Source organism: Spiroplasma cantharicola (genome assembly GCF_001281045.1).
In the GTDB taxonomy this organism is placed as follows: Bacteria; Bacillota_I; Bacilli_A; order Mycoplasmatales; family Mycoplasmataceae; genus Spiroplasma_A; species Spiroplasma_A cantharicola.
Genome location: NZ_CP012622.1, coordinates 725,680 through 739,900 on the forward strand (window position 1 = coordinate 725,680; position 14,221 = coordinate 739,900).

The following is a 14,221-nucleotide window of genomic DNA, read 5'->3' on the forward strand; positions in this document are numbered from 1 at the left end:
TTTTAACTAAAATTACTGTTTAAATTGAATTTTTACAAAAATTACTAGTTTCAAACTCTTTTAGATTCTCCTATATTGGTAAACTAAAGAAAGTAGTTGAAGCTAAAACAATACACATTGCTAAAGTATCTTGAATATCTTTATTGGTTTTTAAGAAAAAGTATCTCGATGTAAATAACATAATTGAATAAAATAGGAATCCAATTATTAAAACTCCCAATTGTTTAATAAGATCTTGTACTTTAATATCTATTAAAATCCATCTAAAGTTAGAGCTGGAATACCAATTAACATTACAACTTTGACAAATACTTTATCTCACTCCTTATTTAAAACATTTTTTTAGTTAATATGAAACCTAAAAAATTACTGTTAAAGTTGAAAAAATGCTCCTCAAAATCCCCAGTCGCCTAATATCTAACTAATTGTTTCTCCAATATTTGTTGATAATACATAAATTTTATCTTTCTATTTTTTAAGTTTCGCATTAAAAAACTTATATATGTATCTTTGTTGTTACTTAATATTTTATGCTCAGGATAAAATATATTTCAGTTTATGAATAATTATTGTAAAATAAAAAACTTTTTCACATAAGTGAAAAAGTTTCATAATAAATATATAATTTTCAATAAATATTAATCAATTAAAAATTATATGGGAAATTAACTTCTAAAAATTTTTTTCAACCAGGATTTGGTGAATGATTAGGATAAATTTTTCAATATTTCTTTTGAGCTTCAAGATAAGAGCTAGCTTCTATAATTTTATTTCTTACTAAATACATAAAAACTATACTTGCACTTCTGTTAACACCTCAAATACAATGAATATAAATTTTTTTATCTTTAATATTATTTTCAATTTGTTTTATGGCATCCAAAATTAGTGTTTCATCCATATCTTGAAAATTAGGATAATCTTCAAAATTATATAAAATTCTATTATTTTTTTCATCAACTAATTTAATTTCATCCTTTTTGGGATTTTGCTCAAGAAAGATTTCCTGAGCACAACTCAAAACTAATTGTGCATCATTCGGAACACTGTGCATATCTCCAAGATATAAATTTTCTATTATTTTTTTACTCATCACTTTTCTTCCTTTCTGAAATTCAAAATGGTAAAAATTTTGAAAAAAATTCTTTTGCTGAATTTATGAATAAACAATCGAAATTAGTAACACTTTGATATTCTAAATTTTTATTTTTAGTTATAGTTATACAAATATGTCTATCATTATCAATTACATTTTCTAATAATAAAATTGGACCCAATTGAATACTTGGCTTCATTTCTTTTAATCCCAAAATACTAGGATTTTTTAGATATGGTTCAATTATTTTTTCACACTCTTCTTCTGTTTTACCATTTAGATCCAGATAATAACTCAATGAGTTTTGATTACTTGCTTTAATTAATCAATTTCTCTCATCAAATACTATATATAAATTAATACTTCAATATTCATTATTGCGAAAATAAATTCTATATATTTGCTTTAATTCATTAAAGTCTTTCGGTTCATAGAATTCTATATCACTACAATTACCCTTAATTAATTCTAAATTTAACTGCTTTAAAAAATCTTTTATTTCCATAAATTTGTACCTCAATAAAATTATAAATAAAATAACTAGTATTTTACTAGTTATTTTATTTATAATTAAATTATTTTATATATAGTTAGGTAAAATACAAAATAATTGTTAAAAATATAGTGTTATGATTGCCCTTTTTTAATAAGATAGTAATTTATACTTTATATTTTGGGTAAATATTTATTATAAAAATTAGTTATCTTCTTTATTTTAAAAATATATATTAATTCAAATCTAAGTAATTATCAAATTCAAGGTATTTAAATATAGTTATTTGACCCTACCTATTAATGCAAGGCATTTTAATTTTATATCTTCAAAATAAAAAAGATAGAAATACAAACAAATCTAAAATGATTTTGATAAATATAAAAAAAGTTTAACAAAATTCAAACTTTTATACTAAATTTATTAGTTTTTTTCTGAAAATTCTTTAAAATAATAAGAAAGGAATGATGTAAATGAATTATAAAAAAAGTTTAAAAAAATTGAAAAAATATCACTATAATTGATTGAATATTACACTTATGATAATTCTTTTTCCTATTGTCATAATCTTATCAATTTTATGTTCAATTATGTTTGTACCCTATTTATTTAAATATACCCGAAAAGGAAAATATAAAGGTATAGAATTTAATACTTATGAGCATCTGCTTTATGATCTAGAAGTTAAAAAAATTAATAATTTTAATATTAAAAAGGAGCAAATTAGAGAATTTAAAATTGGAGCAACAAGTGAAGAAATAAGTGCTTTAATTGTTAAACATAAAAATTCTAAAAAATGAGTAATAGGTTTGCATGGCTTTAAAAGAAATAAATATATGGGACTAAGAGGAGTTTTTCATCTCTATGAGCAAGGTTATAATATTATCTGTTTTGATGCTTTTGCCCACGGTTCAACTTATGGCAAATATTCTGATTTTGGGCTTACAAATGCAAAGGTATTAAATGAAGTTATTACTTGAGTTAAAAATTCTTTTGAAGTAGAAGAAATCGGAGTTTTTGGAACAAGTATGGGTGCTACAAGTGCAATGTTTTTTGCAAATAAATATTATGAAAAAAATAAAATAGATTGATTAATTGCAGACTGCCCATTTACTCAAGCAGTTCCACAAATTAGATTCTTTTTACAAAAATATATGATTATACCTTGGTGACTGATGTCATTAGGTATAAATCGTAATTTCAGAAAATATGCAAAAATGAATATAAAAGATGTCAATTTATTAAAGCAAGATAACATTATAAATGATCTTAAAATTCTATTTATTCATGGAAAAAAAGACGATTTTATTTTATATGATAATTCAGTGGTTTTATATCATTTAAAAAATTGAGTTGAAAAAGTAAAATTGAGTCAAATTAAATTATATGAAAATGCAAAGCATTCAAGTTCAATGCATAAAAATTTAGATGACTATATAGACACAACTATTAAATTTATATCTAATTAAGAAGTTTTTACAAAAGCTTCTTAATTTTTTGTTAAGAGAATATAAAAAAGAAAAAAACTTCTATAAAGAAGTTTTTTAGCTATATCCATTAAAACTATATCATTAATAAATTATTTAGAAATTTAACATAAAGCAAGACAATTGTAATATTATTACTAAAACCAAAACCCTATTTAAATAAAAGCTAAATTATATTATTTTGAAACTCTTTTTAATGATAACTTAGCTTGGTCTTTGCTTTCATCTACTGAAATAACATATCCATCCATTTGTTGACCTACTGTTACATAGTCAGCTACGTTTGTTACGTAAGCGTCAGCAATTTCTGAAATATGAATAAGACCTTTGTAGATTTTACCATCGATTTCAGCATCACAGAATGCTCCGAAATCAACAATTTTAGTAATAGTAATATTTACAATTGTACCCATGTTTCGTTCTCCTTTACAATTAATAATAAACTATTTTTATACATAAAGATACCTATTATTAAATAAATTTAAAATAAATATTTTAGTGTGTAAAACTAGTAAAATTTCTAAAAAATGTCCCCATTTTTTGAAATTAAGTTCTGATATCAATAAAATGATTTTTTCTTATATCTTTTTAAACTTTTTATATCATTTTCTGCTCTATCAATATATATAAAGCCATAACGCTTTTTAAAACCTTGATGCGATGATACTAAATCAATAGCACTTCACGGATTATATGCAATTATTTCAATTCCTTCAGAAATAGCTAATTGCAACTGTTCAATATGTTTATAATAGTATTCAATTCTAATTTCATCATTTACAGTCTCATTTTCAAGTGTTTCTGACAAACCTATTCCATTTTCAGAGATCATTAAAGGTAATTGATATCTTTCATACATTTCTCTCAAAGTAATTCTTAAACCCACTGGATCCAATGGTCAACCATATTCGGTTTTACCAAGATACTCATTTTTTGAATAACTAAATAAACCATTAATATCAAACATTGTTTGTTGGTCTATTTTAATTTCTTTATCAGTATCTTCTTGATTTTCCATTACTGTTCCTGAGGTGTAGTAGTTAATTGACAAGAAATCGGGTTTACCTTTTTTAAGAATATCTAAGTCAGTTTCTAATATTTCTGGCATAAGGTCATTATCTAAAAAGTACTTTTTAACTATTGGATTATATATACCCCTTACAATGGCATCCAAATAGTATCAATTTCTCATAATACTTGCATTTTGAGCACTTAAATAATCTTCTGGTTTTTTTGAATTGGGATAAATACATACATTATTTAAAGCAGGCCCTATTTTTGATTCTTTATTATATTTTTTTAATAAATTAACTGCAAGTGCCTGAGCAATAAACATATTATGAGATTGCTGATATAATTCCTTTTCATTTAGAGAAGAATGTGAGCCATTTAAAATGGATACTTTACTCCCAATCATAATCATTACATTTTGTTCATTAAAAGTTATTCAATATTTCACTTTATTTGCAAATCTTTTAAATAAGGCTTTTGCGTATTTTAAATAGGCATTTACTGTCAATTCTCTATTATTTCATCCTCCTCTTTCTTGCAATGAAAGAGGCAAATCAAAATGATACAAAGTTGGAATTGGTTCAATATCATTTTTAATAAGCTCATCAATTAAATTTTCATAAAATTGAAGCCCTTTTTCATTGATTTCACCATCTCCTGAAGGAATTATTCTTGATCAAGCAATTGAAAATCTAAAAGATTTTAAGCCCATTTCTTTAAATAAAGCAATATCTTCTTTATATTTATGATAAAAATCCGATGCAACTTTAAAATCACTGACATCTTCTCCATACTTTTTAATATCTTGAACAGACATTCCTTTACCATCTTCATTATATGCTCCTTCAGCTTGAAATGCTGAGATTGAAGCTCCTCATAAAAAGTCATTTGGAAACTTATTTTTCTTTAATTTCATTGTTATTTAACCGCCTTCATTTTGATATCTTTTCTTCTTAAATAATCATTCTTAATTTGAGTTAATCCATAGTTTATATCTAATGAATGTATAGCACTAAAGTATTGATTATTAAGTTTAATTAAATCTGCAAAATTTAATTCTATTGCAAAATTATTAATATTTTGAGAAATTATATGCATAAATTCTTCTTGCTTATTGTTGAATCATTTTGATTTTTCTTTAAGTTTTTCTTTAAATGAATCAATTTCCTTTTGCATTATTTCTAACTTGTTATTTTTTTCAAAATTTTTAAAAGAATTATATAAAATTTCAATTTTTTCAATTTCTTCTGTTTTACGCATTTTTTTTAATTTTAATAAATATTTATTTTTTTGTACTTCATATTTTTCATTATACTTATCAAAAGTTGCTTCTTTTTTATTTAAAATAATTATTTCTTTTTCTAATTCCTTAATGTTTTTAAGTTCTTCTTTTGAAAAATAATTATTGGTTCTTAATAAGAAAACATCTAATTTTAAAAGTGCTTCTTTTTTTGTTATATTATTTTTTTGACAATAAGTGTAGACCAATAATTTATTTATTTTTCTAATTTCTTTTAACTCATCTGGTCTTTCTTTATATATTAATAGAGTTATAAGTGCGCTTGAAGCAAGTGTTATTAAAAGACATAATGAAAACATTGCCACATTAATACCGCCACCAGGAATATAACCTGTTATTGAAAATATTCCATATCCTCCTGGAACATGCAGTTTAACACCAATAATACCAGAAATCATTCCACCAATTGCTGCACCGATATTTCCTGCGATAAATGGTTTTTGTTTTGGTAGGTTTATTCCATACAATATTGGTTCTGAAACTCCAATTAATCCTGCTGGAATATTTGCAATAGACATAGCTCTCAATTTTGCATCTTTTGTTCTAATAATTAAACCAACTAAGGCTCCTACTTGTCCATAAACTCCATACATTAAACCTGGACTTAATAATTGAGGTATCTGTTGTTGAACTTGCACAGAAATTGGCATTGCAATAGCAATGTGAATTCCAAGTACAACAGCTGGTTGTCAAACAAATGAAAAGATAGCAACTCCAATTCCAAAAGGCAATAGTCCTATTTCATTAACAACATAACCTATTCCATATTCTACAAGACCTAGTGTTGGTCCTACAAAGAAAAATGTTGCACTTACAATTATAATAAAAGCAAGTGTGTGTCTAAAAATTATATCAACCATTGCTGGCATTCAAGTTCTGATTCATTTATCTAATCAATAATAACCAATCATTGCAGCTACACAAGGCAATATTGTATTTGCATATGCTTTAATACCAATTGATACATCTCCAATTTTAAATCATGTTCAAATTGGAGTAGCATTTTGAAATAAAAATGGATTAGCAATTACTAAACATATTAGTAAACCCATTTGAGAATTACCGCCCAAATACCTAATTGTGTTATAACCAACAAATAATCCTAAGAATTTAAAGGCTACATCAGTTATAATATAAAAATATTGACTAAAATGATCAATTTCTTCTAAAGAACCAGCAGGTCCAGGTTTAACTAAAACTCCTGCTTGAATTAAAATACTTTGCACAGCCATTAACATTCCCACACCTATAAAAATTGGTAAATTTGGGACCATAACCCCTGCTAAAGATGCCATAGCTTTTTCTTTAAAAGATCTTTTTGCTTTTACTACACTATTTTCTTTTGAAAAATTATTAGTTAGATTTGTAAATGATGCAAATACTTTTTGCACTTCTCCACCAATAATTATTTGAAGTTCTTCACCATTTCAATGAGTTCCCTTAACTAAATTTAATTTTTCTATACTTTCTAAATCAACTTTAGATTTATTTTTAATTATTAATCTAAAACGTGTCATACAATTATAAAACTTTGAATAATTTGCAGATGTTCCCACAAATTTATATATATCTTCTGCTGTTTTATCGTATTTATTTATAGAAATAAGAGCATCAATATTTTTTAAAATATCTTTTTGATTTTCTAAATAAAAATAACCAATCTCATCTCCTCTTTTTACATTTTTAATATTATCTTTTAAAATAAATTTTCAATTATCTTCTAAACTCTCTTCAATTACTATTGGTGTAGAAATTTGAAGTTTATTTTCTTTTATCATATTAAAATTAACTTCAACAAGTTTGTCATTCAAAGAGACTTGCTTATTTACTTCTGTAAAAATTTTAAAAGGTTTCCCCTTTAGATTAACAGTATCCAAACCTATATGAATAAGAACGTTTGGACCGTTTTTACATTTTAAAAACATTGCATGTTTTGTATCAAAAATCATATTAATATTTGCTTCTTCAAATGGTGAGTAGAAAACATTTGAATCAGGTTCAATATAAATTCCATCACCTAGCATTTTTTCACTAAAGACACCATCATTTAATTTTTCAATTTTGAAAATTTTTCCATCACATGGTGCATAAAATTTTATTTTTTCCATATTACCTCCCAGAAGTATTATCTCTAAAAAGAAAATTAAAGAAAGACTCTTGGTGATTTTTTCATTTAGATTAATTTAATTAAAGTAAATTAAGAGCTTCATTAAAAAATGCTAGTATATAACTCATTGAAATATTTCTATAGATATAACTACTTGGAAAACTTTTTAAGTCTAAAATAAATATATCTTTATAAGTTTGAAGTTTATATTTTTGTGAATTTGAACAAAATATAAAAATGTTTTTATTTACTTCTTTAAGTTTTTCATAAATTTTGATTAGTATCTCATTACCTTGACCAGCAAAAAAAAGTAAAATACTATCATTTTGATTAATTTTTTCAATATAGTTGTAAAATAAATAATCATTTACTATATTAATAGTATTAATATTATTTAAATTAAATATCTCTACAATTAAGTTTGAATAATATTTTAATTGATTAGAACTTAAAATATAAACTTTGCCATCTTTAATTTTATTAAAGATTTCAAAAACTTTTTTCTTAATTTCATCAAAAATATTTATTTCTTTATCCATATTTGTTGCATGAGAAAATTTAAAATTAGCATCTACTTGTTCAGCTAATTCAAATTTTAATAATGAAATTAATTCTCTGTAACCTTTTAAATTAAGTTTTTTTGAGAATACTGTCAATAAGCTTTCAGATACATGTATAGTATCTGCAAATTCTTTTATAGATAAAAAATTTTTATTAATATACATTTCCACTAATTTTTTTGCAATTAATGTGTCATTCTTATTATCATTGTTCTGTGTTATCTTAGTTAATTTATCAAAAATCATGTTTTCCTTTTCTAAATTTTTTCTAAAAAAATTTATAAAATAAATATATACCAATTAGTTGTTGCTAATTATATTAATCTATTCAAATAAAAAAACAAGATAATAATATCTTGTTTTTTTATTTAAAAATAATTTACCTTTATACTTAATATTAAAAAAACATTTTATCTTTTTAATGCTACCTTCAAAGAGACTTCAAAATTTCCCTTAAAAGTGTCAGATTTATATTTTCTAATAAGTCTACTATTTCCTAAAGGGCCTGGGCTTGGAAATACTGTTAATCAACTTAGACCTAAAACATTTGTCTCTACACCTGGTTTATCTTTCATTAATCTAACTGCTATCATCGTGTTATAAGTATCTTCTAAAAATACTCTGTCGTCAGTTTTATAAAGCATTGCATCAATAATATATTCTTCCTTTGTTTTAATATTTGTTAAAGACCAATATGGTTTTACAATTTTTAATTTTTCTTTTGGATTTTTATTAAAATAATTTTTATACTCGCTTAATGTTTTCACATACATTGTTTGAGAATCATTCTCACCTAAATCCAAATCTAGATTAAATATATCATTATTAGAAAACTTTATTAAATCTAGAACTTCATATTCAGTAATAATAAAGAAATCGCTTAGAATTTGTCAAGATGTAAAATATTGATTTTCCTCATATCCAGAGAGAGATACATTTTTATATTCAATATTATCAATTATAAAATCACCAATAAAATCAATTTTATATTGGGCGTCAACTTTATCATAGATATAAAAATTTAATTTTTGAATTTCTACATTATCTGAAATTAATAATTTTTTATAAAAATTATTATCAATATTTTCACCTGAACTATCTAATGCTCCAAACTTTGCTTCTAATTGTTCAATATTTAATTCCACAATATTATTTTCTTTTTTATACTCTTGTCATTTAACTAAACTTTGTTGCATTTCTTTTTTTCTATCATAACTTTTATTTGGCAAAAGTTCATTTTTATTATCTACTTCAAAATTTGAAGTAGATATTTTTATTGAAAATTTATCATCTACTGATAGAAGATTTTCATTATTTTTTATAGTAAAAGCACTAATTTGATTTACAGATCCCAATGTTAAGGAAAATACAGTTAAACTATTTAAAAGTTTTTTCATTTTTTTATAAAATCCTTTCCTTCTTAAACCCACCCTCACCCAATTAATTTTTAATTTAATTATAGATATATTTTATAATAAATGCATAAAATTAACTGTTTTTTAATATTTGTGAATAATAATTTTTTGATTTTACTTTAATAAATTTAAAGCTATTCCATATTAAATGTCTAAAAAATATAAAAAATCCTATACACTCTTTTCAAATGTCATAGGATTTTTTGTTGTATTATTGGTAATCATAAAATTAATATTAACATAAGTTTTTATTATTAATTTTTAACCTTTCCTACTTTTTAATGCTTTATGAATTGATTCCATATTTATAGGCAATTTTATAAGATTCATCAATGGCAAATTATTTTTAATTAAATATAGAAATAAATAATTAATTTGACGATAAGTTTCAGCAGCAATAACTAGTGAATTTTCATTGTTATCATATTTAAATGATTTAATATTTTCTTATAATAAATACTTTCTAAAGGATTCAACGTCAAAAGAATCCTTAATAAATATTTTATATTTAGAATAGACTCCCAATTTATCCTTAGAGCCTTCAAATATTTTTAATCCAGTTTCTAAAATTACATATTCATCAATAATATCTGAAATTTCATCAATGTTATGAACAGTTATAATTACAGTTTTACCTTGTTTCTTGTAATCTATTAATAAGTTCTTAACTTTATTTCTTCAACAATATTAATAAATCTGCTTCAAGATTAAATGCCTTGATAATTTGATCTTTAGTATATTCTCCACCACTGCTAAAAATTTCATTCAAAAAATAGTTTTGTTCAATATAAAGTGTTTTAAATTTATTTATTAGTAACCCTTTATAATCATTTTCAATTCCTAAAATTGCTTTGGCAAAACTGGTTTTGCCACTTCCATTATTTCCAATTAGCCCAATTACTTGATTATTATTATCTATCAATAATTTTTCTATTTCAAACAAAAATTGATCTTTTTTTTCTAATTTAAAATTTTTTATTTGTATCATATAATAATCTTCCTTTTAAAAAATAAGCTATATTTACCTGCTAATTAATTATTATCAAAATAATTTTTAAAGTATTGTGTAACTTTATTAATATCTAAATTTTTAGGTTTTCATTTATTTGCTTGATTTAATACCATAAAATTTTGTTTATATCATTTTAATAAACTATTGTAGTCCTTTATCGTGAAACTTTTTAATTTTAAACTACTATTTTCTAAATAAATTTGTGATATTTTATATCAAGTTAATTTTGTATTATAGGGTAAAAAATCTTTCAATTCTCATTGAATTATACATTCAAGTATTAAAAAGTAATCAGTTTCCACTTGGTGAAATGAGTTATTAAGTGAATAAAAAGAATGAAAAGAATTAACATAATAACCCCTTTTATCCATCTCATTTTTTCAGTTGAAAATAAGTAAATTAAAATAATTTCTTCCTAAATCTAAAAATGGTTGCATAGCTTTATTATTGGGTTTTAAATTTAAACAATAGTCATGCATGCCAAACTCTTTTCTTAATGCTGTTAATGTTATATCTGGTGCATATTTATAAATCTCATAAGGAATAATTCTCATAAAATATTTTCTCTTCTCTATAATTAAAAAAATTTTAACACTTAATTAAATAAAAAAATAATATCTATAAAATTATTATAAAATAAAAATTATCTGGGTCTGAACTTACTCCTTCTTTTTTTATTGTATTAGTAGCTTTAGATCATTATCTAGTTTGAAATCTTCTATTTGAATATTATCAATTACACAAAATGGTTTTAATAATTTTAGTATTTAAATATGACCCAATTAATTCTATAATATCAGAAATATTTTTTTATTTTTTAGCTAAACTTTTAATCTCTGCTATTTCAAAAAATTTTAGTTGATAAAATTTTATAACTCCAAATTTTGAAAAGCTATATGTATTTCAATTTGATTTAATTACCGATTTAATTCAAGACTTTTCTAATAATTATTTTAAATGATTTATCTAAAAATTACTTACTTGAATTCATTTTACTTTCCACTGCTAAAATGTTTCCTATAAGGTTTTCCATCATTCTAGCTTTTCCTCTCTTAATCAGTGAGTTAAAAAAATCAATATAGTCTATTGTCAATTTTTTAGTATTTCACCAATCTGGAGTTTTTATTGTTAATATTTATTATACTAATTTAAAATTTTTAATGTAATAAATAATTTTTTACAATCAGCAAACTTGGCTTTAATGGTTTGGATAATAATTTTATGATTTTTATAAATGAATGCTTTATCTATATCTTTATAACCTCACGATAGTGCAACTGTTGTAGAAACAAGGACTTTTTTAATCTAATATTTTTTACTTTTTACCGATGTTCTTATTGGGACGGGCAATTCCATGAACATTATTAGAGCAAAATAAACCATTATTAAATTTTAAAGTTTTAATAAGTATTTTTTTTCTCTTGTTGTATTTCTTGATTTTGATAATATAATTATTTGAAAAATTAAAAGTTATATAAATAATCTATCAAGTTTCGGAGAATAAAAATAATTTTTTTTAAATCAGATACACTTATATTTTATTTTATAATTCTTGACTTTCTTTAAAATTAATTATATTTAATTTATTATTAAAAGCACTTTATATAAAAAAATTCTCAATATATAAATATTATTAGAACTTTTTATTCTATATCTATATATTAAGAATTTATACTAATTATTAATTTTTATTTTATGTAAATGTAATAAATTCCTTACCAAAATTACCATCAAGTATCTGATCTAAGTCAATATAAAAGTTTAAATATCCAAAACTTCAATGAAATGAATTATTCTCAAAACGAGAGCTATCCCCTGATGGATTATAATAAGAAATATAAATACCTTTTTTCTCATCATAATGTTTAAATCATTTTGAATTAATTAAATATTGAAATGACTTAGATTTCCTTTGAGAAAAAGAAAACATTGTATCTGATGATAAATTTGCTAAATCAAACATTGATTCTCTATAACTTTCCAAATTTGTTAATTCGTTAGTTAAAGATAATTGATAACTCATAAATTCTGAACCACCAGCTAAAGCTTGATCAAATTTTATTTTTTTAGTAAAATCAGATCCTTTTAAGGCCATTAATATATCATCTTTTGAATTAGCTTCTGGTACATATCCATAATCATAATCAACACCAAAAGTTTCATGAAAAGCCTTAATAGTTTTTACAGAAAACTCAGACATATCATCTAAAGCTTTATCTTCACTTTCATTTAAATCAATCATATAATTTACAGCAATTTTAAAATCTGGTAACTCATGAACATATGCATTACTTCCCAAATTAATTGATAATCCCTTTAAATTAATATAACCCATAGCAACTGAACTTTTATACTCATTACTATTTTTATACTCATCAAAATTTCCCTTTAAAGTTTTTAAAAAATCTTCTTTTAATAAATTAAAATCCTTATTTCAAATATCTTTATTTTTTTTCACAAAATATTGATTTCTCAAAGCTTGCTTTGCATTAGTAGTTTCTGGATTATTTCTAAAAATAGTTTTCAACATTACTTGACCATTTAAATTTGAATAATCATATTTAATTGATTCTTCATTATTAGCAATTTTATGTTTATTAGCGCTAGCTAATAAAGACGTTTGATTCAACTCTTCTGTTTTAAAAATTGATTCTTCACTAAATGCAAGTGGTAAAGCTTCTAACTCAGCAAAGTATTTATTTTTTATAAATGAAATTATTGATTTTTCAAAGCCATTATTTTTTCTATCTATATCATAATAATTAGCTAGTTCTTTATCAATTTTTCCATATCCATCTGATGGTTTTTTAGAACCCATAATATCTTTTCACTTTAAATTAGTTTGTTTAATATCATCTTGTTCTTTTGAAGATAAATAATCATTTGCAATATTTCTATAAAAAAGATCAGTTGCATTTTTTAAAGCAACATTATCTGTTGATGTATATTTAAGAGTATCATCAATATTTAAAGTTTCAATCTCTTTTTTGCCTTTATACTGTATTTCAATAGTATAATCTAAAGTCACATTACCTAAATACATTTGCTGACTATTATTAGAATTAATTTTTAATGTACTTCAATCAAAAACTATTCCCTTATATAAACTATTAACATCATTTAAAATAAGTTTATATTCACTAATAAACTTTAATTCATTTAAACTCTTTTCAAGATTTTCAATATCTAAAACTCTTACAATATCTAAGTTTAATTGATTTAATCGGTATTCACCTATCTCTTCAGAACTTTTCCCCTGATATTGTTCAATTGTTGTTTTATTCAAAAATTGATTATCAATTTCTGTAGCTGGTAAATTTATTAAATTCTGATAAACATTTTTTTCTAAATGTTCAGCAAAAATATTATTAACGTCTTTTTCAAATTTTTTTATCAATTCAGCTGTTATTATTTCATCTTTTCCAGGATCTGTTTCCCCACAAGCTACTACAGTAGCACTTGATGAGGCTACAAGAGTAACTGCTCCTAATAAACTTAATAGTCTTTTCATATTTCTGTCCTTTTCTTAATACCCTTAGAACAATTTAAGCCTATACATATTATAAAAAAAAAAAAAAAAAGCAACATTTAAGAGCAAATGAATGTAAAATAATATCTTAATAAACTTATAAAAGTAATAAGTAAGCTCAAAAATGTAATATTTAAAGAGAATTTTATAAATGAAATTTGCTATTTGACTTTAAACTTCTTCCAATTTCATTATTAATTTAGAGATATAA

The 14,221-nt window shown here is 22.8% G+C and carries 11 protein-coding genes; 1 reads left to right on the top strand and 10 read right to left on the bottom strand.

All coding sequences use genetic code 4. The annotated features are described in order from the left end of the window. Positions 1 to 646: 646 nt before the first annotated feature. Positions 647 to 1,093: a dual specificity protein phosphatase family protein gene (locus SCANT_RS03230; protein ID WP_235443280.1), complete on the bottom strand. Its 447-nt coding sequence runs from the start codon at positions 1,091 to 1,093 to the stop codon at positions 647 to 649. Then, positions 1,086 to 1,601 (bottom strand): hypothetical protein, encoded by a 516-nt coding sequence (locus SCANT_RS03235; RefSeq protein WP_053946294.1) that lies wholly within the window; start codon positions 1,599 to 1,601, stop codon positions 1,086 to 1,088. Before SCANT_RS03235 ends, SCANT_RS03230 begins: the two co-directional genes overlap by 8 nt. Positions 1,602 to 2,062: 461 nt before the next feature. On the opposite strand from SCANT_RS03235, the gene SCANT_RS03240 reads away from it, so the two are divergent. After that, positions 2,063 to 3,058, top strand: a complete 996-nt coding sequence (locus tag SCANT_RS03240) for an alpha/beta hydrolase (protein ID WP_235443281.1) — start codon at positions 2,063 to 2,065, stop codon at positions 3,056 to 3,058. Between the two features lie 194 nt (positions 3,059 to 3,252). On the opposite strand, the gene SCANT_RS03245 is transcribed toward SCANT_RS03240, so the two are convergent. The 8 genes from SCANT_RS03245 to SCANT_RS03280 form a co-directional block, all read right to left on the bottom strand. Then, a complete protein-coding gene (locus tag SCANT_RS03245) occupies positions 3,253 to 3,489 on the bottom strand; it encodes a S1 RNA-binding domain-containing protein (RefSeq protein WP_053946295.1) in 237 nt (78 codons plus the stop codon). A gap of 107 nt (positions 3,490 to 3,596) precedes the next feature. Beyond that, positions 3,597 to 5,003 carry a glycoside hydrolase family 1 protein gene (locus SCANT_RS03250; RefSeq protein ID WP_053946296.1) on the bottom strand — a complete coding sequence of 469 codons (1,407 nt, stop codon included), beginning with the start codon at positions 5,001 to 5,003 and terminating at the stop codon, positions 3,597 to 3,599. Positions 5,004 to 5,005: 2 nt separating this feature from the next. Beyond that, positions 5,006 to 7,495, bottom strand: coding sequence for a glucose PTS transporter subunit IIA (locus tag SCANT_RS03255; RefSeq protein ID WP_053946297.1), 2,490 nt, complete (start codon positions 7,493 to 7,495; stop codon positions 5,006 to 5,008). 79 nt (positions 7,496 to 7,574) lie between these two features. Next, a complete protein-coding gene (locus SCANT_RS03260) occupies positions 7,575 to 8,300 on the bottom strand; it encodes a MurR/RpiR family transcriptional regulator (protein ID WP_053946298.1) in 726 nt (241 codons plus the stop codon). A 164-nt stretch (positions 8,301 to 8,464) separates the two neighbouring features. Further along, positions 8,465 to 9,451: a hypothetical protein gene (locus SCANT_RS03265; RefSeq protein WP_053946299.1), complete on the bottom strand. Its 987-nt coding sequence runs from the start codon at positions 9,449 to 9,451 to the stop codon at positions 8,465 to 8,467. A gap of 688 nt (positions 9,452 to 10,139) precedes the next feature. Beyond that, positions 10,140 to 10,457 carry an ATP-binding cassette domain-containing protein gene (locus SCANT_RS03270; protein ID WP_053946300.1) on the bottom strand — a complete coding sequence of 106 codons (318 nt, stop codon included), beginning with the start codon at positions 10,455 to 10,457 and terminating at the stop codon, positions 10,140 to 10,142. Between the two features lie 44 nt (positions 10,458 to 10,501). Further along, the gene (locus SCANT_RS03275; RefSeq protein WP_053946301.1) at positions 10,502 to 11,035 is read right to left on the bottom strand and encodes a hypothetical protein; all 534 of its coding nucleotides are present in this window, start codon (positions 11,033 to 11,035) and stop codon (positions 10,502 to 10,504) included. Between the two features lie 1,139 nt (positions 11,036 to 12,174). Beyond that, positions 12,175 to 13,992, bottom strand: a complete 1,818-nt coding sequence (locus tag SCANT_RS03280) for a lipoprotein (protein ID WP_053946302.1) — start codon at positions 13,990 to 13,992, stop codon at positions 12,175 to 12,177. Between the last annotated feature and the right edge of the window lie 229 nt (positions 13,993 to 14,221).